The sequence below is a fragment of the Clostridium homopropionicum DSM 5847 genome (assembly GCF_001263795.1).
Classification (GTDB): domain Bacteria; phylum Bacillota; class Clostridia; order Clostridiales; family Clostridiaceae; genus Clostridium_H; species Clostridium_H homopropionicum.
In genome coordinates this window covers 322,573-344,043 of the sequence record NZ_LHUR01000022.1, presented here as the reverse complement: position 1 = coordinate 344,043, position 21,471 = coordinate 322,573, and the positions used below count along the sequence as shown (strand labels likewise).

Sequence of the window (21,471 nt, the reverse complement as noted above, 5' to 3'; positions counted from 1 at the left end):
TTGGAGTTGATATTATGAAAATAATTTTGTTAGGACCTCCTGGAGCAGGTAAAGGTACTCAAGCAAAGTTAATAAGTGAAAAATATTCTATTCCGCATATATCTACTGGAGATATATTCAGAAAGAACATTTCTGAAAAAACACAGCTAGGTATTAAAGCAAAAGAATATATGGATAAGGGACTTTTAGTTCCTGATGAATTAACTATTGATTTAGTTAATGATAGATTTACTAATGATGATTGTAAAAATGGATTTTTACTAGATGGATTCCCTAGAACAGTAAAACAAGCTGAAGCACTTGAAAACTTCTTAAAAGCAAAAGGAGAAGGAATAGATACTGCTTTACTTATTGAAGTTCCTGGTAGTTACATTTTAGATAGAATGACTGGAAGAAGAGTTTGTCCGTCATGCGGAGCAAGTTATCATATTAAATTTAACCCTCCAAAAGTTGATGGTCTATGTGATTTGTGCGGTAGCGCAGTAGTGCAGAGAAAAGATGATAGTGAAGAGACAGTGAAAGAAAGAATAGACGTTTATGAAAAACAAACTCAGCCATTAGTAGATTTCTATAAACAAAAGAATCAATTATTTGTGGTTGATGGTACACAATTAATTGACGAAGTCTTTAAAATAATTTCTAATCACATAGAGATAGAAGGCAATAAGTAAATGATAATAATTAAAAGTGATAGAGAAATAGATTACATGAAAAAGGCTGGAAAAATAGTAGGGGAAACTCTTGCATTATTACAAGAATCTATAAAACCAGGAATAACTACCGATGAATTGGATAGAATAGCAGAAGAATACATAAAGAGAAATAATTCTACTCCTTCATTTAAAGGTTATTACGGCTTTCCAGCTTCTATATGCACATCTATTAATGAAGAAGTTGTCCATGGTATACCAGGGAAAACAGTTCTAAAAGAGGGCGACATTATAAGCATTGATTGTGGAACAAATTACAATGGTTATCATGGTGATGCTGCTAGGACCTTTGCTGTAGGTCAAATTTCAAAAGAGGCTGAAAACCTAATTAATATTACTAGAGAAAGTTTTTTTAAAGGAGTAGAAAAAGCTATTGTTGGTAATAGATTAACAGATATATCCTCAGCTATTCAGGAATATGCTGAAGCCCGGGGCTACTCTGTTGTTAGGGATTATGTAGGTCATGGAATTGGTACTAAAATGCATGAGGATCCAGAGGTACCTAACTATGGTAGACCAGGAAGAGGACCTAAGTTAATGAATGGAATGGTTTTAGCAATTGAACCTATGATTAACATTGGGGGTTATCAAGTAGAAACGCAATCTAATGATTGGACTGTAGTCACAAAGGATGGCACGTTATCAGCTCATTATGAAAACACTGTAGCAATTTTGAGTAATGGTCCAGAAATACTGACTTTAATATAGGTTAATAGAGGTGGCTATATTGTACAATGAAGACCTTATAGGGAAAGTAGTGTATTCAAAAGCCGGAAGAGATTCAGGTAGACCGTTTATGATACTTAACATATTAAATGATGAGTATGTAAGTATTGTAGATGGTGAATTAAGAAAAATCGAAAAACCTAAAAAGAAGAAATTGAAGCACTTAATAGTTACCAAAGATGTGTTGGAAGATATAAAAGAGTTGATAATTTCTGGTGAAAACATTAGTAATGTATTAATTAGGAAGTGCTTAGTAAATAGGTGCGATAATAAGGAGGGTTAAGTGCCTTATGTCAAAAGATGATGTAATTGAAATGCAAGGTGAGGTTTTGGAAGCCCTACCAAATGCAATGTTTGAAGTAAAATTAGAAAGTGGTCAAACGATATTGGCGCATGTATCTGGTAAGCTAAGAATGAATTTTATTAGAATCTTACCAGGTGACAAAGTTACAGTTGAGCTTTCTCCATATGATTTAAGTAGAGGCAGGATAACTTGGAGAGCAAAATAGCGAGGAGGGTTAGTGATGAAAGTAAGACCATCAGTAAAACCTATATGTGAAAAATGTAAGGTTATAAAAAGAAAAGGCAAAGTAATGGTTATTTGCGAAAATCCTAAGCATAAACAAAAACAAGGTTAATAAAAATTCAAATAAACAGTTGATAAATTTTTAAAATTGAAATATCATGTATAAGTATGATTATAATAAATTAAAAAGTATACATGCGGCTGCTAACATAAATATACGATGCAACAGTTAATTATTAGGAGGTGTAGAATCCAATGGCAAGAATAGCTGGTGTTGACCTACCAAAAGAAAAAAGAGTTGAAGTGGGTCTAACATACATTTACGGGATTGGAATTAATAGATCTCGTGAAATTCTAAGCATAGCTGGAGTAAGTCCAGATACTAGAGTTAAAGATCTTACTGAAGAAGAAGTAAATGCAATAAGAGATTATATTAGCAAGAACTTTGTAGTTGAAGGAGATTTAAGAAGAAAGATCGCTCTAGATATAAAGAGATTACTTGAAATAGGCTGTTATAGAGGAATAAGACATAGAAGAAATCTTCCAGTAAGAGGACAAAAAACTAAGACAAATGCTAGAACTAGAAAAGGACCAAAGAGAGCCGTTAGCGCTAAGAAGAAGAAATAGTAAGGAGGGATGATAAGTGGCTAAAGCAAAAGTAAGAAAGACAAGAAGAAAAAAAGAAAGAAAGAATGTTGAACATGGCTGTGCACATATAAAATCTACCTTCAATAATTCAATTGTTACACTAACTGATGCAGTGGGTAACGCTCTATCATGGTCAAGTGCAGGAGCATTAGGATTTAAAGGTTCAAGAAAAAGCACACCATTTGCTGCGCAAATGGCAGCAGAAACTGCAGCAACATCTGCAATGGAACATGGATTAAAAAGCATAGAAGTATATGTAAAAGGACCGGGAGCTGGTAGAGAAGCTGCAATCAGATCATTACAAGCAGCAGGTCTAGAAATAACTTTAATTAAAGACGTTACACCAATACCACACAATGGTTGTAGACCACCTAAAAGAAGAAGAGTGTAATATATAGAAACAGGAGGTGTTACTTAAATGGCTAGATATACTGGAGCTACATGTAGACAATGTAGAAGAGAAGGTATGAAGCTATTCCTAAAAGGGGATAGATGTTATACAGATAAATGTGCATTCGGAAGAAGAGGATATGCACCAGGACAGCACGGACAAAGCAGAAAGAAGCTTTCTAACTATGGAATACAATTAAGAGAAAAACAAAAAGCTAGAAGAATATATGGAATACTTGAAGGACAATTCAGAAAATATTATGAGCATGCTGCATCAATAAAAGGAATCACTGGTGAAAACCTATTAAGACTCCTTGAAATGAGATTAGATAATGTAGTATTTAGAGCAGGTTTTGGTGGTTCAAGAGCAGAGGCTAGACAACTAGTTACACATGGTCATTTCTTAGTAAATGGAAAGAAAGTTGATATTCCATCTTGCCAAGTAAGTGTAAATGATGTTATTACTGTACGTGAGAAAAGTAGAGCTAGTGAAAAATTCAAAACTTTTGCAGAAAATCCTAAAACATTACCAGCATGGATACAAGCAAATGTAGAAAATTACGAGGCAAAAGTAGTTGCTGAGCCAGCTAGAACTGATATAGATGTTCCAGTAAATGAAACATTAATTGTTGAGTTATATAGCAAATAAGAATGGAAAATAGAATGGAATCAGTTGCCCTCAGTATGGTATAATTCATTAAGGGAGGGTTCGTATGTTAGAGATAGAAAAACCCAAAATAGAATGTGTTGAAGTAGCCGAAGATGGCACTTATGGGAAATTTGTTATTGACCCGCTAGAAAGAGGATATGGTACTACTTTAGGAAATTCTCTTAGAAGAATATTATTATCTTCTTTACCTGGTGCTGCAGCAAGTTCTATAAAAATTGATGGAGTTCTTCATGAGTTTTCAACTGTAACAGGAGTTAAGGAAGATGTTACAGAGCTAATACTTAATATTAAAGGATTAGCTCTTAAGATGAATGGAGAAGGTTCAAAAACAATTTATTTAGATGTAAAAGGACCAGGTGAAGTAACTGCTGGAGATATAGTTTGTGATAGTGATGTAGAAGTTGTAAATAAGGATTTACATATTGCTACATTAGATGAAGATGGCAGACTATACATGGAAATCAATATTAACAAAGGTAGAGGTTATGTTACTCAGAACAAAAATAAGATAGAAGATCTACCTATTGGTACTATACCAGTTGATTCTATTTATACACCAGTAAAAAGAGTAAATTTCTCATTAGAAAATACAAGAGTAGGTCAAATTACTGACTATGATAAGTTGACTATTGAGATATGGACAAATGGAACTATTAAGCCAGAAGAAGCTATCAGTCTTTCAGCTAAAATATTAATAGAACATTTTAAATTATTTATGACTCTTACAGACCATGCAGATAATGTTGAAATTATGGTCGAAAAAGAGGAAGATAAAAAAGAAAAAGTACTAGAAATGACAATAGAAGAATTAGACCTTTCAGTAAGAAGCTATAATTGCTTAAAAAGAGCAGGAATTAATACTGTTCAAGAACTTACTGAAAGAACTATGGATGATATGATGAAAGTTAGAAACTTAGGCAAAAAATCCCTTGAAGAAGTTCAAGAGAAGCTTGATGCATTAGGTTTAGGCTTAAAGAAATCCGATGAGTAAAGGAGGATGAAACATGGCACAACAACGTAAGTTAGGGCTTCCAACTGATCAGAGAATAGCTATGCTAAGAAACCTAGTAACTAGTTTTTTGAAGAACGGTAAGATTGAAACTACTGTTACAAGAGCAAAAGAAACTAGAAAAATAGCTGAAAAAATGATTACTCTTGCAAAAAGAGGAGATCTTCATGCTAGAAGACAAGTATTAGCATATGTTTATGAAAAAGAAGTTGTTGAAGATTTATTTGCAAATATTGCTCCAAAGTATGCTGAAAGAAATGGTGGATACACTAGAATATATAAAATGGGACAAAGAAGAGGAGACGGAGCAGAAGTAGTTATACTTGAATTAGTGTAATTATTTTAGAGGGGATTAAGTATTTCTAGCTTAGTCCCCATTTTGCTATTGTCAGTAAGTACAATATAAAGGAGTATTTACCCTATGATTCAAAATATGATTGAGTGTAAAAATCTTATTTATAAATATGACAAACAAAATGAAGATTCAAAAATAGCCGTAAATGGAGTAAATTTAGATATTAAAAAAGGAGAATTCCTTGTTGTTCTTGGTCATAATGGATCAGGGAAATCTACTTTGTCAAAGCACATGAATGCACTACTAATTCCATCTGAAGGCATTGTATTAGTTGATAAATTAGATACTGCTAATGAGGAAAACGTATGGAAGATTAGAAATAAGGCAGGAATGGTTTTTCAAAATCCGGACAATCAAATAGTTGCAACTATTGTAGAAGAAGATGTAGCTTTTGGACCTGAAAACTTAGGAGTTGATCCTTCTGAAATTAGAGTTAGGGTTGATGATTCATTAAAAAAAGTAAATATGTATGAATACAGAAAGCATGCACCACACTTATTATCAGGTGGGCAAAAGCAGAGGGTTGCAATTGCTGGGATTTTAGCAATGAGACCTGAATGTATTGTATTTGACGAGCCTACAGCAATGCTAGATCCTTCAGGAAGAAGAGAAGTAATAAACACTATTAAAGATGTAAATAAAAGATATGGTATTACTATAGTACTAATAACTCACTATATGGAGGAAGCCGTAGAGGCAGATAGAATAGTAGTTATGGATAAAGGTAAGATAGTAATGGAAGGTACACCAAGGGAAATATTCAGTAAGGTATCAATGATGAAAGAAATTGGTTTAGATGTACCACAAGTAACAGAATTGTCTTATGAGTTAAAAAATAATGGAATAAATATATCTTCTGATATATTAACAATAGATGAGATGGTGAATGCGTTATGTCAATTAAAATAGAAAACTTAACACATATATATATGCCTGGATCACCTTTCGAAAAAAGAGCTTTAGATGAAGTTTCTATTGATATCCAGGATGGAGAATTTGTTGCATTAATTGGTCATACAGGTTCAGGTAAATCTACTTTAATTCAGCATATAAATGGCCTTTTAAAACCTAGCAGCGGGAAAATAATTATTGATAATGTAGATATTACTGGTGACAAGGTAAAATTAAGTGACATTAGAAAAAAGGTAGGCTTAGTTTTCCAATATCCTGAATATCAACTATTTGAGGAAACTATAGAAAAAGACATAGCTTTTGGACCAAAGAATCTAGGACTAGATGAAGCTGAAATTTCAAAGAGAGTTATAAAGGCTATGAACATGGTAGGCTTGGATTATGAAAGCTATAAAGATAAATCACCTTTTGATTTAAGTGGCGGACAAAAGAGAAGAGTTGCAATTGCAGGAGTAGTTGCAATGGAGCCTAAAGTGTTAATATTAGATGAGCCAACTGCTGGATTAGATCCAAAGGGTAGAGATGAAATACTAGATAAAATAAAAGATCTTAGAAAAGAATATAATATGACAATAATATTAGTTTCACATAGCATGGAGGATGTTGCAAAGGTCGCAACTAGAATTTTAGTAATGCATCAAGGAAAATGCATTCTAGATGGAACACCTAAAGAAGTTTTTAAGGAAGTTGAAGTACTAGAAAAAGTTGGACTTGCGGTTCCTCAGGTTACTTATTTAGCTAAAAAACTTAAACAAAAGGGATTTAATATATCAGAAGATATATTTACTATAGAAGAAGCTAAATATGAGATATTAAAATTGTTAAAGGGAGCTAATAACAATGATTAAGGATATAACCATAGGTCAATACATTCCAGGAGAATCTTTCGTTCATAAGTTAGATCCTCGAGTTAAAATATTATTGTCAATGATATATATAGTAGATTTATTTATTATAGATAATTTTTGGGGATACCTATTTATTTTAGGATTTACAGCCCTATCTATAATTATCTCTAAAGTACCATTTAAGTACATATATAAAGGGTTAAAACCAATATTTATGCTGCTATTGATTACAGCTTTATTAAACATTTTTATGACAGGTGGTACATCAGGAGAACCTCCACTTTGGCAGTGGAAGTTTTTAAAAGTGTATGAAGATGGTTTAATATTAGCAGCATTTATGATAATAAGACTCGTATTTTTAATTATAGGAACATCACTATTAACTTTAACTACTTCACCTATTGAACTGACAGATGGATTAGAGAAGCTTTTAAATCCATTTAAAAAAATCGGTCTGCCTGCACATGAAATAGCTATGATGATGACAATAGCTTTAAGGTTTATTCCAACCTTAATAGATGAGACAGATAAAATAATGAAAGCACAAATGGCAAGAGGAGCAGATTTTGAGTCAGGAAATATATTAGCAAGAGCAAAAAATTTAATACCACTTTTAGTTCCTCTATTTATTAGTTCATTCAGACGTGCAGATGAGCTTGCTATGGCTATGGAAGCAAGATGTTATAAAGGCGGAAGTGGAAGAACTAGAATGAAGGTGCTTAAGCTGCATAATGAGGACTATGTTGCAATAAGTATTACTGCAGTTTTGGTAGTTGTTTCTTTCTTAAGCAGAAGTTTTACTTAAAGGTATGAATTATGGAGTGATACTTTTGAAAAAAAATTTTAAGCTAGTTATTGAGTATGATGGTACAAATTATGCTGGATGGCAAAGGCAAAATAATGCAATTACAGTACAAAAAATACTAGAAGAAGTATTGGAAAAGCTTACTGGAAGAAATATAAATGTAATAGGCTGTAGTAGAACAGATTCAGGAGTACATGCAAGAGGTTTCATATGTAATTTTGTTACAGAAACTACAATTCCACCAAGTAAGATTAAATATGCTATAAATAATTTATTGCCAAATGATATAGTAATTTTAGATTCAAGTGAAGTGCCAATAAACTTTCATTCAAGGTATAATTGCATAAAAAAAACCTATACTTATACTATATTAAATAGAGAAGAACCTGCTGCTATAAATAGAAACTATGTATATCACTTTAAGAGACCGTTAGATATTGATCTTATGAAAAAGGGAAGTGAATTTTTAATAGGAACTCATGAATTTGATTCCTTTAGAAAGATTGGGAGTTCAGTAAAGACTACTACCAGAACCATATATTCAATAGATATTGAGAAGCAAGAATACTATATTAAATTTAATATAACTGGCAATGGATTTCTTTATAATATGGTAAGAATTATAGTAGGTACCCTATTAGACGTTGGTGTTGGGAAAATGACACCAGAATCAGTAAAGGAAATACTGCTTGCTAAAGACAGATCAAAGGCAGGCATGTCTCTTCCAGCACAGGGCTTGTGTTTAGAAAAAATATATTATTAATTAGCAAAAAAGTTATAAAATAATATATTTTATATGGAAACGATGTTGACACGCCAGGCTGATTGTATTATAATAGATTTTGTTGTAATTGAAGATATATAAGACCACGGCCCCGGTCTTGATATAAAAGAGATGAAATTGATACGAGATAGGAAAAGTTCAAGGAGGGAATAAGATGAAATCATATCTTGCGAAAGAAAATGAAGTTCAAAGAAAATGGTATGTTATTGATGTTGAAGGCAAAACACTTGGAAGAGTAGCTAGCCAAGTAGCTTCAATTTTAAGAGGAAAAAATAAACCAACTTACACACCAAATGTTGATACTGGAGACTATGTAATAATATTAAATGCAGAAAAGATCGTATTAACAGGAAAGAAATTAGACCAAAAAATGTTAAGACACCATTCACAATATCCAGGTGGATTAAAAGAAGTATCTTACAAAAAAGCTTTAGAAAGCAAGCCTGAATTTGTTTTCCAAGAAGCAGTAAGAAGAATGCTTCCAGAAGGACCTTTAGGAAGAAAAATGCTTAAAAAATTAAAAGTATTTAGGGGTTCAGAACACAATCAACAAGCTCAAAAACCAGAAGTTTTAGAGTTAAAATACTAAGAGAGCTGAAGGGAGGATACATATAGATGGCTAAGGTTCAATATTTTGGAACAGGAAGAAGAAAAAAATCAATAGCTAGAGTAATACTTGTCCCTGGAGATGGTAAGATTACAATAAATAAAAGAGATATCCAAAACTATTTTGGATTAGAAACTTTAAGATATATTGTTAATCAACCTTTAGTATTAACAGGAACTAAAGACAAATTTGATGTTGTAGTAAATGTACACGGTGGTGGATTTACAGGTCAAGCTGGAGCAATAAGACACGGTATATCAAGAGCTCTTCTTAAGGCAGATTTAAATTTAAAGCCTGAGCTTAAAAAGGCTGGATTCTTAACTAGAGATCCAAGAATGAAGGAAAGAAAGAAATACGGTCTTAAAAAGGCTAGAAAAGCTTCACAATTTTCAAAGAGATAAAAAAATATTCAAAAAGCAAGAAAGTATATCTTTCTTGCTTTTTTTATATTGAAAAATTTCCAAAATATAAATCGGTAATATAGGATAAAATATATATGAGTCTAATTAGGAGGGATAATAGTGTATAAAATAAAAATTTATAAAATAAAAATATTCATTATATCTGTGTTAATATTAATATGCCCTCTAATATACTTTTCACAAATTCCAGTAAAAGCATTTAGTAAAATAGCTGAGAATGAAAAAAAAATAATATTAATTGATGCTGGACATGGCGGCATAGATGGTGGAGCAGTTTCTAAAAGAGGAACTGTAGAAAAAGATATTAATTTAAAGATATCATTATTTTTAAAAGAAGTACTAGAAGCAAAAGATTTTAAAGTTCTTATGATAAGAGACAGTGATATAGGATTATACTCTGAGAATGGGAGAATAAGGGACAAAAAAAACGAAGATCTAAATAACAGATGTAAATTTAAAGAAGAATCTAAGTGTGACGTTTTTATTAGTATACATTTAAATATGTTCCCTCAAAGTCAATATTATGGTGCACAAGTATGGTATTCAAAAGAAGGTAAAAGTGCAGATCTAGCAAATATAATACAAAATAATTTAATAAATGACTTAGATAAAACTAACACGAGAAAAGAGAAGTGTGCAAAAGGAGCATATAAGGTATTAAGATGCAGTGAAGATATTCCATCAGTATTAATAGAATGCGGATTTTTATCAAATCCAAGAGAAGAAGAAAAATTAAAGACAGAAGCATATCAAAGAGAGATTGCCAAATCTATAGGAAAATCAATTAGTGAATACTTTGTAAAGTATAATAAACAAAATGAAGATAATACAGAATAAGATACTATTTAGCAATATCCAATTTAAACGACATATTTCCTAGGAAATATGTCGTTTAATCTCAAAATATAAATTTAATATTTATTATTGATAAAACAATACAATTAATATAAAGTAATATTATGAGAAAAGAACAGATTGGAGGAATTAACCTTATATATAATAAAAGGTGAAAAACTATATGAGAGAAATAAAAGCTTCTGATATAACTAATTTAATAAAAGATATGTGTATAGATGCAAATTATCATTTAAGTAAAGATATAAAGGATCAATTAAATAAATCTTATAAGGAAGAAACCTGGGATATCGGAAAGGGTATTTTAGATAAAATATTAAAAAATATAGAAATATCTGAAGAAGGACAAATGCCTATATGCCAAGATACTGGGATGGCATGTATATTCATAGATATTGGACAAGATGTACATATAGTAGAAGGTAATTTAGAAGATGCTATTAATGAAGGAGTAAGATTAGGTTACAAGGAAGGGTATTTAAGAAAATCTGTATTAAGTGATCCTTTAGAAAGAATTAATACTGGAGATAATACTCCAGCGGTAATACATTATAATATAGTACCAGGGGATAAAATAAAAATAACTGTAGCACCAAAAGGCTTTGGCTCAGAAAATATGAGTAAAATTAAAATGCTAAAGCCAGCAGATGGAGTGGAGGGGGTAAAACAGTTTGTATTACAGACAGTTAAAGAGGCAGGACCTAATCCTTGTCCGCCGATAGTTGTTGGAATTGGAATAGGTGGAACCTTCGAAAAGGCAGCTTACTTAGCAAAAAAAGCTTTACTCAGACCAATTGATATAAGAAATCAAAATAGTTACTATGAAAAATTAGAAGGTGAGTTACTAGAAAAAATTAATAGTCTTGGAATAGGTCCACAGGGGTTTGGAGGAAAAACCACTGCTTTAGGAGTTAACATAGAAACCTATCCTACTCATATTGCTGGATTGCCTGTAGCAGTAAATATAAACTGTCATGTAACTAGACATATAACAAAAGAATTATAATATAAATGAACAGCTAAAGGAGGGAATGATTTAATGGAAATAAAGTTAACTACACCCTTGACGGAGGAGAAGGTTAAAAATTTAAAAGCCGGAGATAGCGTACTCTTATCTGGAACAATATACGCAGCTAGGGATGCAGCACACAAAAGATTACTGGAGCTAGTAAATAGAGGAGATGAATTGCCTTTAAATATACATAATGAAGTTATATACTATGTGGGACCAACACCGGCAAAACCGGGAATGGTAATAGGATCTGCAGGACCGACTACTAGCTATAGAATGGATCCTTACGCTCCAAAATTATTAGACATGGGGTTAAGAGGAATGATTGGTAAAGGGGAACGCTCTGAGGAAGTTATCGAAGCCATTAAGAGAAATAAGGGAATATATTTTGGTGCAATTGGTGGTGCAGCAGCACTTATTTCAAAATCTATAGTTAAATCTGAAGTAGTAGCTTATGAAGATTTAGGTTCAGAGGCTATTAGAAAATTAGAGGTTGTTGATTTCCCTGTTGTAGTGATAATAGATACAATGGGTAATAATCTTTATGATATAGGACAGAAGGAATATTTAAACAGTATTTCAAATGCATAATAAGGAGGTAAAGGGAGGTTCAGCCTTCTTAATAACATAATGATAAATAGTTTGGAAAACAATGATAAAAAAAATACCTGTTCTTTCATTAATAAGTTAATAAGAAGATATAATATGCCTTATATATTAATGAAGGTAAATTATCCAGGCACTAATAAGAGTAATGAAATAACTAATAGTATAATTGAAAATTTGGACGATATAATGTCGGATATATTTAGCCCATTTATAGTGTTTAAATCCTTAAGAATAACTGAAGAAGGACCAGTAGTTACTTTTGTATTAGACAAAGATCCGATGGAAATAAAAAAAACTACGGTAGAAATTGAAGACAAGCATATTTTAGGTGACTGTGTAAACATTGATGTTTATGATAAGGATATGAATAAGATTACCAGGCAACTTATGGGATATCCTCCACGTAAATGCTTTATTTGTGATGGAACTGCAAAGAACTGCATGAAGAAAAATGCTCATGGTAATGATAGAATAATACAATATGTTGTAGGAAAATACCGAGAATATATGGAGAATTTCCATGGTAAAAAGGTGTAGTTATTATTAAAATAAAACAGTAAGAATTTTTATTTCTTACTGTTTTTGTATATTGTTTATAAAATATATTATACTTGATCAAGAACCATGTGTGCTATGTTATTAGAATGATCCCCAACCCTTTCAAAATTACTTAGTAAATCAACATAAATTGCGCCTCCTGCGGCACTACATAACCTAGAGTTAAGTCTTTCTATATGACTTTTCCTAAATTGATCCTCCATTATATCAATACTTCCTTCAATTTCTATAACTTCCTTAGCAAGTTGAGGATTAAATGTAGATAAGGAAGTTATAGCAGAATCAATTGCTTTTTTAGTACAGCCATAAATTGTATGTATATCCTTATAAGCATTTTCTGAAAACTCAATATTGTCTTGAATTTTTATTTCTGAAAGCTCCGAAATGTTTTTAGCATGGTCACCAACTCTCTCTAAGTCACTAACTACATGAAATAATGAAGTTATGAGTTCAGATTGACTTTGAGATAAATTAGTATTTGATAAAGAAACCATGTAGTCAATAATTTCTCTTTGAAGATAATTTATTAATTTTTCTTTTTCTAAAACGGTATCATTAAGAGCACTATCGTTTTTTAAGAAAGCGTTCATTGAAGTTTCTAGATTATCTGCAGCTATTCTTCCCATTCTTACTATTTCTTTAACTACTTGTCCACAAGCGATAGATGGAGTTTCTAGTAAACGTTTATCTAAATATTCTAATGTATAAGGGCTTAAATTCTCATCTTCACCAGGAACAAGTCTGTTTACAAATTTTACAAGCAAGGGAATAAAAGGAGCTTGTATTAAAACATTTGTAATATTAAACATCGTATGAGAATTTGCAATTTGTCTTTGGATGTCCCCACCAAGCATAGGAATAAATTTTAATACTAAACCAAATGCAGACATAAATATTAAAGTACCGACAGTATTAAAGGAAAGATGTAATAATGCAGTACGTTTAGCATTCTTATTTGTTCCAATACTAGCTAATAGAGCTGTAACGCAGGTGCCAATATTATCACCAAAAAGAATTGGAAGTGCTACATTAAGTGTAACAGAGTCATTTGCAGCAAGAGCCATTAGAATTCCAATAGTAGCACTGCTGCTTTGAACTGTGGCTGTCATACCAAGACCCACAAGAACGCCTAATAAAGGATGCTTTCCTAGTGTAAGAATTAGATTTCTGAAGCTTTCCATGTCTCTCAATGGTCTCATTGAACTTTCCATCATAGACATACCAACAAAAAGAATACCAAATCCTAGAATTATGTCTCCAATATCTCTAGTTTTTTTCTTTTTAGAGAATAAAACCATCGCTGCACCTACAGCAAGCACTAAGGGTGCTACATCAGATAGTTTAAAAGCAATAAGCTGAGCTGTCATAGTTGTTCCAATGTTGGCTCCCATAATAACTCCAGCAGCCTGAAACAAATTCATAAGACCTGCATTAACAAAGCCTACAGTCATTACTGTAGTTGCGCTACTACTTTGAATAATTGCAGTTACTCCAGCTCCAACCAAGATAGCAAAGACCCTATTACTTGTTAAGGCTTCTAAAATACTTTTTAGTTTTTCACCAGCTGCCTTTTGAAGTCCGTCACCCATGAGTTTCATTCCGTAGACAAATAATCCAAGTCCACCTAATAACTTAAAAATCATGATATAATCCATACCTAACCTCATTCCCCTATAAATTCTTCAATGTTAAAAAAATATTAATGATATTAATTTAGTGTTAATACTGTTAAAATTCTATCACACTAATGTTAAGTTTATATTAAAATATGGAGAAAATAAAGAAGAAAAGCAAAAAAAATATAAATTAGTCGAAAAATATAATGAATATAATTATTAATAGTAATAAATAAATTAATATATAATTTTTAAAGATAATTTTATTTATTGTTATTCTTTTTTATGACTTTTAATGTATAATTATCGTATATATTAATAGACAGGTGTAAGGGGGGAATCACTTGTTCAATAATGAAGAGGATTTGATACTTGTAGAAGAAATTCTTATAGGCAAAATTCGAAGCTTTGAAATCCTTGTTAGTAAGTATGAACTTACTATATTGAAATTCATATATTCAATGTTAAGAGATAAAGAAACAGCAGAGGATGTTACTCAAGAAGTGTTTATTACTGTATATAACAAGTTAGATACCTTTGATACTAAATACAAATTTTATAACTGGATTATGAGGATAGCTAAGAATAAAGCTATAGATTATGTAAGAAAAACCAGTAAAGTAAATGAACACAGTATAGATGAGGTTTTTAATTTATCCTCAAAAGAATCCTCACCAGAAGAAATTGTTGAGTATAAAGAAACTAAGGAAAAAATTCAAGAATACATAAACGGTTTAGAGAGTATAGACAGACAGATTATTATTATGAGATATTTAAATAATATAACTTTCAATGATATATCAACTATACTCAGCATTAGTGAGTCATCAGTTAAAAGAAGATATTATAAGATAAAAGAGCAATTTAAAAAGCACATAGCGGTAGAAAGGGGGTGTGAATATGAACTGTAAAAAATTCCAAGATATGCTTTATTTATATGTAGCTGAAGAATTATCAGAAGAATTAAAGAAACAAATGGAAGAACATTTATCAGATTGTGAAGAATGCAATGAACTTTATAATGAAGAGCTTTTTATTAAGGCATCTATTATAGGGGCACTAGATTTAGATAATATAGTATTTGAAAGCCAAAAAGATAAAATAATGAATAGTATAGATAAAAACAAATACAGCGAAACTTACACTAACCATAGAGCAGATTTATCTCGATTTATAAAGTATTTTAAGATAGGTATGCCTGTTGCTGCAGCTATAGCTTTTGTTTTATTATTAAATCCAATTGAAAGATTCAAGTTATTTGAAAATAGGTCAAGTAGTATTAGTAGTAAAGATACAGGTTCTATTCACACAGAGGAAAAACCTACAATTAACAGCACAAATGATAGTGCGAAAACTACTAATGAACAAGAGAATATAAGTAAAAAAGCAGATATGGCATTAAATAAGGAAAAAACAAATGAAACTAATATAGATAATAGTGCGAATGAAAAAGTTGCTTTAAATCATGATAATAACGTAAAAGAAAAAATTTCAAATGATAGTATTAAACGGTCAGATGATAAACTTGAAGTCAAAGAAGACAATGAAAAAAATCTTGACGGCAAGGATGAGAATTCTCTTGCTCTAGCAGGTGAGAAACAAAATGAAAATAATTCTTCTACAGAAAATTTAGGATTACAGGCGGGAGATAATACAATTGCAGAACAAACAGACAATATTGATGATTTAACTAATAATATTTACTATGAAAAAGAGAATGATATTAATGTAAGATTTAATAAGAAGCTTTATATGGATGATCCTATAACAAAAGTAGCTAGTGGATGGATAGAATCTCCTAATAAGCAATTCCAGTCATTAATAAAAGTAAATGATGTATATTTGGATAAAATTTATATAAAGGATACAAGCAGAAACATTGTTTGGTCAATTGAAAAGGACAACAATCCTACTAATAGCATACCTAAATTTGTAGAGTGGTATGATAATGAGAGTATTTTTGTAGTAATGAATGGTACAGAGGATAATGTAAAAAAGGAAGAATTATATTTATTAGATGTTGCTAAAGGAAATGGTACTATGCTATATAAATTGTATGGTGGAAGTAAAAGTATTGTGGGCATAAATAAGATAAACACAACCAATGTTGAACTCAAGCTTCAATTAAATAGCAACGATAATTACTTAGATAGTAATATGCAAAGTTTCACTCTTCTTGATATACGAAAAGAAAATTTTTATAAGTAAAAATTCCTAATAAAGGTGTTAACAATTTAGGAGGGATTACATGAGATGGAGTTGGAGATTCATATCATATAAAAAATTAGTATCCTTAGGCTTAAGCTTTTTATTGATAAGCTCTCTTCTAAGCTTTGGTGGTTGTTCTAAAAAGGATAATACTATAAAAAATGAAACGGTTAATGGAACAAATATAAATAAAGAAGAAGATAAGCCTAATGAAACTGTAAAAGAAGAAGATAATAACAATCAGACAGAAGAAAAAGATAATGTTATTCCTGGAAAAAGCAAGGTCCAATATACAAAACAACAACTAGATAAAAACACTGAACCGGAATTTGCTACAAAATGGATTGATTCTGAAAATAAAAAATTTAGTGCTTGCATATCTGGAAGAGGTCCAGATGCACAAGAGGAAGGTATAGGTAAAATATTTATTAAGAATTTAAGCAGTGGAGAAAAGTGGTCACTTGAATTAATCCCAGGTGAAGAACAAAATAGCCCTAAATATATTCAGTGGATAGATGATGAAAATCTGATTAATATAGTTGGATTAGGCTATGGAACAATAGTACTTGGGGGTAGTCTATATAAAACAAATATTAATACTGGGGAAACTACTGTTTTGTATGAAGCAAAAATTCCTAAAGTGCAAGTGTTATCAGCTAAAATCAGTAAAGATAAATCTAATTTAGAACTTCAATTACTTGTGTATGATGATGAAGAATTTACTAAAAATCATACTGAAAAGAAAACTATAAGTTTAAAATAGGAAATTGGAGGCATTTATAAGAATTTAATGGATAAAGCAAGAAAGTTATATACAAAGGCTTTAAATAAATATCAAGATGGACTTATAGATGAAGCTATGGATATATGTGAAGAGGCAATATCTATAAGTATAAAAAATACTGCAGCAATAAATCTAAAGGGTTTACTCTATTATTTTAAAGGTGACTTAGAAAGTGCTAAAGCACTTTGGAAACTTAATTACGAAGTAAATGAAGACGGAGTTGCTAAAAAATACATCCATGGTTTAAAAGAGGATGAGGAAAGATTTTCACTGTATACTTCTGCAGTATCTCTGATTAATTCATTGAAAATTAAAGAAGCAATAAAACTTCTAGATAGATGTAAAGAAAGCGACTATAATTGTATAAATGTGAGCAATGCTCTAGTAGCTTGCTTTATAAACATTGGACAATATGAAAATGCAGTGGAATATGTAAATAAAGTACTTGAATTAGACTGTAAAAATGAAATTGCTAATAAAAACATGAAGAGTTTAGTGAAAAATGGAATATCCAGAAAAGAATTTAAAAAGGCAAGTCATAATAATACAAAGTTTTTATTAGCCCTTGTTTCTATAGTCCTACTATGCACTATTGGAGTATTAGGAAGAAATGAAATAAAAAATAGAATTATAAACAATGGGAAAAACAATTTGGAAGCCTTTACAAATATGAACCTTACTAAGAGTATTCCTACTAATACTATAGATGTATCTAAAGATACAAAAGAGGAAACCTTAAAAAAGGTTACTACTAAAACAGAAAGCAATATTACAAAAAATAATACACCAGAAATAGACAAGGGAATAAAATATTATTATATTAATGGAAAAGATGAATTATTAGTAAATAGAAATATAGAAAAAGCCATTGATAATTTTAATAAAGCCTATGCTTATGGGGATGATAAATATTTATACCCCGATATAGTATATTTTTTAGGTGTTTCCTATGAACAAAAGAATGATATTGAAAACTCATATAAATTTTACAGAGAATATATGACTAAATATCCAAAAGGTAATTATGAAGCAGAAATACTTTATAGATTAGTAAATATATATAAAGATAAAGATTTAAATAAAGCAAAAGAATATGCCGCTGTAATTGCAAATGAGTATACAGATTCGCAATATAATAATTCAATTGTAAAAACAATAATAAACAGATAGCCATCTAAAAATATAAACTTAATAGATATAAATAAATATATATATAAGCTAGTTTTGGATAAAATAAATAATATATATTAATTTATTTATTTAAATCTTGACTATAAACTAAATTAGAGTTAAAATTTAAGTATACCCCATGAGGGTATGCAATGATTGTTTTGGAGGGATATTATATGATAAGAGAAATCGGAGGATCAAACTTTATTCAAGAAGTTATAAATTCTGAAACAGCTGTACTTGTAGATTTTTGGGCTCCATGGTGTGGACCTTGCAGAATGCTAGGACCTGTAATAGAAGAATTATCTGAAGAAGTAGGAACTAAGGCAAGATTCTTTAAAATTAATGTAGACGAAAATCCAGAAATAGCTCAAAAATATAGAATTTCTAGTATACCAAATGTAATGGTATTTAAAGATGGAGAGGTTGTAGAGAATTTAGTTGGATTCAGACCAAAACAAGAGTTTGTTAGAGCTCTTGGAAAACACATTTAAGATAAGTTTTAAATAAGACCGACAATGCAGAGGTATTGTCGGATTTCTTATATTAGGAGGAGAATAGTATGAGCGAAAGATATGATATTGCTATAATTGGCAGTGGACCAGCAGGGCTTGAAGCGGCCATAAATGCTAAAATAAGAAACAAAAATGTAATTATTTTTGGAAGCAAGGACTTTAGTCCTAAGCTAATGAAAGCTCCAAAGATAAATAACTATTTAGGTTTCTATGATGTTTCAGGTGCAGAATTAAAGGCTCAATTTGAAAAACATATAGAAAATATGGGCATTAAAATTACTGAAGAAAGAATTAATGCAGTTTATGCTATGGGAGAATATTTTGCCTTAATGGTAAATGAAAAGATGTATGAAGCAAGAGCGGTAATTATAGCTACCGGTATTGAAAATGGTAAGCCTCTAAAAGGAGAAGCTGAATTTTTAGGAAAGGGCGTTGGCTACTGTGCTACCTGCGATGCCCCATTATATAGAGGGAAGACAGTAACTATAGTAGGATATAATAAAGAAGCAGAGGAAGAAGCTAACTATGTTAGTGAGCTTGCATCTTCAGTATATTATGTGCCTATGTATAGAGGAGATTTAAGTGTAAATCCTAGTATTAAGATTGTAAATGATAAGCCTATAGAGGTATGTGGGGAAGATAGCGTAAAGGAATTAGTTTTAGAGAAGGAAACACTAAAAACTGATGGAATATTCGTGCTAAGAGACAGTATATCACCTAGTCAGCTAGTTCCCGGACTTGAGATAGAAGATGGTCATATTAAGGTTGACAGACGTATGAGAACAAATATCAAAAGATGCTATGCTGCAGGAGATTGTACAGGTAAGCCTTATCAGTACATTAAGTCAGCAGGAGAAGGTCAAGTAGCAGCTCTTACAGCTGTAGAGGAAATTTAAAAAACTAAAATCTTTTCATAAAAGGCTAAAGGCAGTTCATGAAGAACTGCCTTTAGCCTTTTATGTTTAATAATATTAATTTACAACAAAAAATACATGATTACCTATTTTCTTATTATTCTTTTTGGCAATATTTTTCATCCAGCTACAAGTAGCTATTTTAGGATTATAGAAAAATACTGCATTGCCAGTTGGGTCTTTACCTCGTAAGGCATCCATTACTGCTCTAAAAGAATATTCATCAGGCTTTACATTTATTTTTCCATCTTTAACACAAGAAAAAGCAGCCTTCTGTTTAATTACATCTTCTACGTTATCTGGAAAAGCTTTATCTTTAACTCTGTTTAAGATAACGGATGCCACTGCAACCTTACCTTCATAAGGCTCAGCACAGCTTTCTGCGTATACAATTTGAGCCATTAAGTGTATATCATCATTTGTAATATAAATATCCTTTCCTTTAGCATTAAATACTGTTACAACCTGTGATTCCTCTCTGTATAAATTTTTAATTTCAGAATCATTTTTTTCAATAGCGTTGGCATCATAAAATGAACAAGTTAACATAGTAAGTATTACTATCATGTTAACTAAGAGTTTTTTCATTTTAACTATCCTCTCCTTTAAATTTTATGGAACTTTTAAAGCAGGCTATAGATATTGTTCCCGTTAAGAAAAAAATAATTCAATAAATAATTAAATTTAACAATTAAATATTATAGGTTATTGAACTGGAAGTTTATCCTTAAACTCATGAAATAATTTTAAAAAAACTTTATAAGATTCATTGGCAGTTTTCATTTTATCTTTAGAAGAAGAATATAAACTATCTAAAGCTTTATTGTTGTTTACTCCACCAGAATAGGTTAGACTCTCAGTTTTTACAGCAAATTTAAAACTTTGGATATATTGATCAAAATCATCTAAAGTTTTAATAAAAGCTTTATTAACTTCTAAAGCATCCTTAGGAATAGTTACTGCAGCTAGAGTAGTTTTGCTATCAGCAATAACAGCTTCAGCATTTGTAATAGAATCTAAGATTCCCTCATAGCTAGTAGAGTTATTTCTAATATTGAGAATCTCAGGCATATAATCTTTATTTACTTCATTAAATTTCTCAACTAAAGGATTCAAGATGTTAAGAAAATCACGGTTTTGGTTCGTTGAGACTTCTTTATCTAAATTAAGACGAACTTGCTTTTGAGAAAAATCTATAGTCTTATCAATTAAGTCAATAATTTCGTCTGTAAGAGAAATTTTATAATTATTAATAGAAACAAGAGTATAGTAATTCATGCAGTCATCTCTATACTTTTGGAGCAGTGTAATGTAACTTTGTAAATTAGAGTTATTTGAATCTCTACATATGGCTAGTATTTGTTTATAAATAGATATATTGTTTTCTACACCATTTATAAGATTTTCATGATCCTTTTTATATTTATCTTGTACAAGCAGGTTTTTAAGGTTCGATAAAGATGTCTGAAGGGAGGAAATTGAATTAGGTATACTATTTAAAATCTTGTCTTTATCAATAGTTTCACCCTTAGTAAATGTGGAAGAAGCTTCATTTATTTTTGTTATGTTGGTTATTTCAGTTTTAACTTTGTCTGTATAATGTGAATAAGATTTGTTCATAAAAAAATAATATGTTCCAAAGAAAACTAATAAGCCTAGAAGAATTGCAGAAATAGCAATGATTACTGTTCTAGTTCTTTTTTTCTCTTGTTTTATCAAGACATCAACTCCTCCGTATAAATTATTATTATTATTTTAACATAGATAGAATATTATGCTAGTATTTCATAAAAAAATTAATATACACTGAATAAGTAA

29 protein-coding genes are annotated in these 21,471 nt (G+C 30.6%); 26 read left to right on the top strand and 3 right to left on the bottom strand.

The annotated features are described in order from the left end of the window. Positions 1-14 precede the first annotated feature (14 nt). The 20 genes from CLHOM_RS09725 (at position 15) to citX (ending at position 12,425) form a co-directional block, all read left to right on the top strand. On the top strand, positions 15-671 hold the full coding sequence (locus CLHOM_RS09725) for an adenylate kinase (RefSeq protein WP_052221503.1): 657 nt from the start codon (positions 15-17) through the stop codon (positions 669-671). Next, on the top strand, positions 672-1,418 hold the full coding sequence (map, locus tag CLHOM_RS09720; protein WP_052221502.1) for a type I methionyl aminopeptidase: 747 nt from the start codon (positions 672-674) through the stop codon (positions 1,416-1,418). A 16-nt stretch (positions 1,419-1,434) separates the two neighbouring features. Then, positions 1,435-1,719, top strand: a complete 285-nt coding sequence (locus CLHOM_RS09715; protein ID WP_052221596.1) for a KOW domain-containing RNA-binding protein — start codon at positions 1,435-1,437, stop codon at positions 1,717-1,719. 7 nt (positions 1,720-1,726) lie between these two features. Next, a complete protein-coding gene (gene infA / locus CLHOM_RS09710) occupies positions 1,727-1,945 on the top strand; it encodes a translation initiation factor IF-1 (protein ID WP_052221501.1) in 219 nt (72 codons plus the stop codon). Between the two features lie 15 nt (positions 1,946-1,960). Then, positions 1,961-2,074 carry a 50S ribosomal protein L36 gene (gene rpmJ, locus CLHOM_RS09705; RefSeq protein WP_002509257.1) on the top strand — a complete coding sequence of 38 codons (114 nt, stop codon included), beginning with the start codon at positions 1,961-1,963 and terminating at the stop codon, positions 2,072-2,074. A 143-nt stretch (positions 2,075-2,217) separates the two neighbouring features. Beyond that, on the top strand, positions 2,218-2,589 hold the full coding sequence (gene rpsM / locus CLHOM_RS09700; RefSeq protein WP_052221500.1) for a 30S ribosomal protein S13: 372 nt from the start codon (positions 2,218-2,220) through the stop codon (positions 2,587-2,589). Positions 2,590-2,605: 16 nt separating this feature from the next. After that, positions 2,606-3,001, top strand: a complete 396-nt coding sequence (gene rpsK / locus CLHOM_RS09695; protein WP_052221499.1) for a 30S ribosomal protein S11 — start codon at positions 2,606-2,608, stop codon at positions 2,999-3,001. A 27-nt stretch (positions 3,002-3,028) separates the two neighbouring features. After that, the gene (rpsD, locus tag CLHOM_RS09690; protein ID WP_052221498.1) at positions 3,029-3,649 is read left to right on the top strand and encodes a 30S ribosomal protein S4; all 621 of its coding nucleotides are present in this window, start codon (positions 3,029-3,031) and stop codon (positions 3,647-3,649) included. A 64-nt stretch (positions 3,650-3,713) separates the two neighbouring features. Beyond that, entirely contained in the window at positions 3,714-4,661 is a 948-nt protein-coding gene (locus CLHOM_RS09685; protein ID WP_052221497.1) for a DNA-directed RNA polymerase subunit alpha, read from the top strand. Positions 4,662-4,674: 13 nt separating this feature from the next. Further along, positions 4,675-5,016 (top strand): 50S ribosomal protein L17, encoded by a 342-nt coding sequence (gene rplQ, locus CLHOM_RS09680; RefSeq protein WP_052221496.1) that lies wholly within the window; start codon positions 4,675-4,677, stop codon positions 5,014-5,016. Between the two features lie 84 nt (positions 5,017-5,100). Then, positions 5,101-5,943, top strand: a complete 843-nt coding sequence (locus CLHOM_RS09675; RefSeq protein WP_052221495.1) for an energy-coupling factor transporter ATPase — start codon at positions 5,101-5,103, stop codon at positions 5,941-5,943. Next, positions 5,928-6,794, top strand: coding sequence for an energy-coupling factor transporter ATPase (locus CLHOM_RS09670; RefSeq protein ID WP_052221494.1), 867 nt, complete (start codon positions 5,928-5,930; stop codon positions 6,792-6,794). Before CLHOM_RS09675 ends, CLHOM_RS09670 begins: the two co-directional genes overlap by 16 nt. Beyond that, positions 6,787-7,599, top strand: coding sequence for an energy-coupling factor transporter transmembrane component T family protein (locus tag CLHOM_RS09665; RefSeq protein WP_052221493.1), 813 nt, complete (start codon positions 6,787-6,789; stop codon positions 7,597-7,599). The genes CLHOM_RS09670 and CLHOM_RS09665 overlap by 8 nt, the downstream gene beginning before the upstream one ends. A gap of 25 nt (positions 7,600-7,624) precedes the next feature. Continuing rightward, complete coding sequence (gene truA, locus CLHOM_RS09660) at positions 7,625-8,362, top strand: tRNA pseudouridine(38-40) synthase TruA (RefSeq protein ID WP_423230634.1); 738 nt, start codon at positions 7,625-7,627, stop codon at positions 8,360-8,362. A gap of 175 nt (positions 8,363-8,537) precedes the next feature. Further along, on the top strand, positions 8,538-8,972 hold the full coding sequence (rplM, locus tag CLHOM_RS09655) for a 50S ribosomal protein L13 (RefSeq protein ID WP_052221491.1): 435 nt from the start codon (positions 8,538-8,540) through the stop codon (positions 8,970-8,972). A gap of 26 nt (positions 8,973-8,998) precedes the next feature. Continuing rightward, entirely contained in the window at positions 8,999-9,391 is a 393-nt protein-coding gene (gene rpsI / locus CLHOM_RS09650; RefSeq protein WP_052221490.1) for a 30S ribosomal protein S9, read from the top strand. Between the two features lie 120 nt (positions 9,392-9,511). After that, on the top strand, positions 9,512-10,249 hold the full coding sequence (gene cwlD, locus CLHOM_RS09645; protein WP_423230633.1) for an N-acetylmuramoyl-L-alanine amidase CwlD: 738 nt from the start codon (positions 9,512-9,514) through the stop codon (positions 10,247-10,249). 181 nt (positions 10,250-10,430) lie between these two features. After that, a complete protein-coding gene (locus tag CLHOM_RS09640; RefSeq protein ID WP_052221489.1) occupies positions 10,431-11,273 on the top strand; it encodes a fumarate hydratase in 843 nt (280 codons plus the stop codon). A gap of 33 nt (positions 11,274-11,306) precedes the next feature. Then, entirely contained in the window at positions 11,307-11,870 is a 564-nt protein-coding gene (locus CLHOM_RS09635; RefSeq protein WP_052221488.1) for a Fe-S-containing hydro-lyase, read from the top strand. Between the two features lie 39 nt (positions 11,871-11,909). Next, complete coding sequence (gene citX, locus CLHOM_RS09630) at positions 11,910-12,425, top strand: citrate lyase holo-[acyl-carrier protein] synthase (RefSeq protein ID WP_052221487.1); 516 nt, start codon at positions 11,910-11,912, stop codon at positions 12,423-12,425. A 68-nt stretch (positions 12,426-12,493) separates the two neighbouring features. Here the strand turns inward: citX and CLHOM_RS09625 are convergent, their stop codons facing one another. Next, positions 12,494-14,101 (bottom strand): Na/Pi cotransporter family protein, encoded by a 1,608-nt coding sequence (locus CLHOM_RS09625; RefSeq protein WP_052221486.1) that lies wholly within the window; start codon positions 14,099-14,101, stop codon positions 12,494-12,496. A gap of 305 nt (positions 14,102-14,406) precedes the next feature. On the opposite strand from CLHOM_RS09625, the gene CLHOM_RS09620 reads away from it, so the two are divergent. The 6 genes from CLHOM_RS09620 to CLHOM_RS09595 all read left to right on the top strand — a co-directional run bounded on the left by CLHOM_RS09620 (position 14,407) and on the right by CLHOM_RS09595 (position 19,635). Next, a complete protein-coding gene (locus CLHOM_RS09620) occupies positions 14,407-14,973 on the top strand; it encodes an RNA polymerase sigma factor (RefSeq protein WP_052221485.1) in 567 nt (188 codons plus the stop codon). Further along, positions 14,963-16,270: a DUF4652 domain-containing protein gene (locus CLHOM_RS09615; RefSeq protein ID WP_052221484.1), complete on the top strand. Its 1,308-nt coding sequence runs from the start codon at positions 14,963-14,965 to the stop codon at positions 16,268-16,270. Before CLHOM_RS09620 ends, CLHOM_RS09615 begins: the two co-directional genes overlap by 11 nt. Positions 16,271-16,310: 40 nt before the next feature. After that, positions 16,311-17,033, top strand: a complete 723-nt coding sequence (locus tag CLHOM_RS09610) for a DUF4652 domain-containing protein (protein WP_052221483.1) — start codon at positions 16,311-16,313, stop codon at positions 17,031-17,033. A 27-nt stretch (positions 17,034-17,060) separates the two neighbouring features. Next, positions 17,061-18,224 (top strand): tetratricopeptide repeat protein, encoded by a 1,164-nt coding sequence (locus tag CLHOM_RS09605; protein WP_052221482.1) that lies wholly within the window; start codon positions 17,061-17,063, stop codon positions 18,222-18,224. 176 nt (positions 18,225-18,400) lie between these two features. Continuing rightward, positions 18,401-18,718 carry a thioredoxin gene (gene trxA / locus CLHOM_RS09600; RefSeq protein ID WP_052221481.1) on the top strand — a complete coding sequence of 106 codons (318 nt, stop codon included), beginning with the start codon at positions 18,401-18,403 and terminating at the stop codon, positions 18,716-18,718. 68 nt (positions 18,719-18,786) lie between these two features. Further along, positions 18,787-19,635, top strand: coding sequence for an NAD(P)/FAD-dependent oxidoreductase (locus CLHOM_RS09595; RefSeq protein WP_052221480.1), 849 nt, complete (start codon positions 18,787-18,789; stop codon positions 19,633-19,635). A 75-nt stretch (positions 19,636-19,710) separates the two neighbouring features. Here CLHOM_RS09595 and CLHOM_RS09590 read toward each other — a convergent pair whose 3' ends face one another. Together CLHOM_RS09590 and CLHOM_RS09585 are read right to left on the bottom strand one after the other, a co-directional pair. Continuing rightward, the gene (locus tag CLHOM_RS09590) at positions 19,711-20,241 is read right to left on the bottom strand and encodes a cell wall hydrolase (RefSeq protein ID WP_052221479.1); all 531 of its coding nucleotides are present in this window, start codon (positions 20,239-20,241) and stop codon (positions 19,711-19,713) included. A gap of 117 nt (positions 20,242-20,358) precedes the next feature. Further along, positions 20,359-21,372 carry a hypothetical protein gene (locus CLHOM_RS09585; RefSeq protein WP_052221478.1) on the bottom strand — a complete coding sequence of 338 codons (1,014 nt, stop codon included), beginning with the start codon at positions 21,370-21,372 and terminating at the stop codon, positions 20,359-20,361. Positions 21,373-21,471: the final 99 nt, after the last annotated feature.

Bases quoted from the DNA above. Each gene is read 5' to 3' on its own strand.
- CLHOM_RS09665 (WP_052221493.1), top strand. From the start codon at position 6,787: ATGATTAAGGATATAACCATAGGTCAATACATTCCAGGAGAATCTTTC.
- CLHOM_RS09675 (WP_052221495.1), top strand. From the start codon at position 5,101: ATGATTCAAAATATGATTGAGTGTAAAAATCTTATTTATAAATATGAC.
- CLHOM_RS09635 (WP_052221488.1), top strand. From the start codon at position 11,307: ATGGAAATAAAGTTAACTACACCCTTGACGGAGGAGAAGGTTAAAAAT.
- rpsI (WP_052221490.1), top strand. From the start codon at position 8,999: ATGGCTAAGGTTCAATATTTTGGAACAGGAAGAAGAAAAAAATCAATA.
- rpsM (WP_052221500.1), top strand. From the start codon at position 2,218: ATGGCAAGAATAGCTGGTGTTGACCTACCAAAAGAAAAAAGAGTTGAA.
- CLHOM_RS09605 (WP_052221482.1), top strand. From the start codon at position 17,061: ATGGATAAAGCAAGAAAGTTATATACAAAGGCTTTAAATAAATATCAA.
- rpsD (WP_052221498.1), top strand. From the start codon at position 3,029: ATGGCTAGATATACTGGAGCTACATGTAGACAATGTAGAAGAGAAGGT.
- CLHOM_RS09595 (WP_052221480.1), top strand. From the start codon at position 18,787: ATGAGCGAAAGATATGATATTGCTATAATTGGCAGTGGACCAGCAGGG.
- rplQ (WP_052221496.1), top strand. From the start codon at position 4,675: ATGGCACAACAACGTAAGTTAGGGCTTCCAACTGATCAGAGAATAGCT.
- citX (WP_052221487.1), top strand. From the start codon at position 11,910: ATGATAAATAGTTTGGAAAACAATGATAAAAAAAATACCTGTTCTTTC.
- CLHOM_RS09670 (WP_052221494.1), top strand. From the start codon at position 5,928: ATGTCAATTAAAATAGAAAACTTAACACATATATATATGCCTGGATCA.
- CLHOM_RS09640 (WP_052221489.1), top strand. From the start codon at position 10,431: ATGAGAGAAATAAAAGCTTCTGATATAACTAATTTAATAAAAGATATG.
- map (WP_052221502.1), top strand. From the start codon at position 672: ATGATAATAATTAAAAGTGATAGAGAAATAGATTACATGAAAAAGGCT.
- CLHOM_RS09685 (WP_052221497.1), top strand. From the start codon at position 3,714: ATGTTAGAGATAGAAAAACCCAAAATAGAATGTGTTGAAGTAGCCGAA.
- trxA (WP_052221481.1), top strand. From the start codon at position 18,401: ATGATAAGAGAAATCGGAGGATCAAACTTTATTCAAGAAGTTATAAAT.
- infA (WP_052221501.1), top strand. From the start codon at position 1,727: ATGTCAAAAGATGATGTAATTGAAATGCAAGGTGAGGTTTTGGAAGCC.
- rpmJ (WP_002509257.1), top strand. From the start codon at position 1,961: ATGAAAGTAAGACCATCAGTAAAACCTATATGTGAAAAATGTAAGGTT.
- CLHOM_RS09625 (WP_052221486.1), bottom strand. From the start codon at position 14,101: ATGGATTATATCATGATTTTTAAGTTATTAGGTGGACTTGGATTATTT.
- CLHOM_RS09610 (WP_052221483.1), top strand. From the start codon at position 16,311: ATGAGATGGAGTTGGAGATTCATATCATATAAAAAATTAGTATCCTTA.
- CLHOM_RS09615 (WP_052221484.1), top strand. From the start codon at position 14,963: ATGAACTGTAAAAAATTCCAAGATATGCTTTATTTATATGTAGCTGAA.
- rplM (WP_052221491.1), top strand. From the start codon at position 8,538: ATGAAATCATATCTTGCGAAAGAAAATGAAGTTCAAAGAAAATGGTAT.
- CLHOM_RS09590 (WP_052221479.1), bottom strand. From the start codon at position 20,241: ATGAAAAAACTCTTAGTTAACATGATAGTAATACTTACTATGTTAACT.
- CLHOM_RS09725 (WP_052221503.1), top strand. From the start codon at position 15: ATGAAAATAATTTTGTTAGGACCTCCTGGAGCAGGTAAAGGTACTCAA.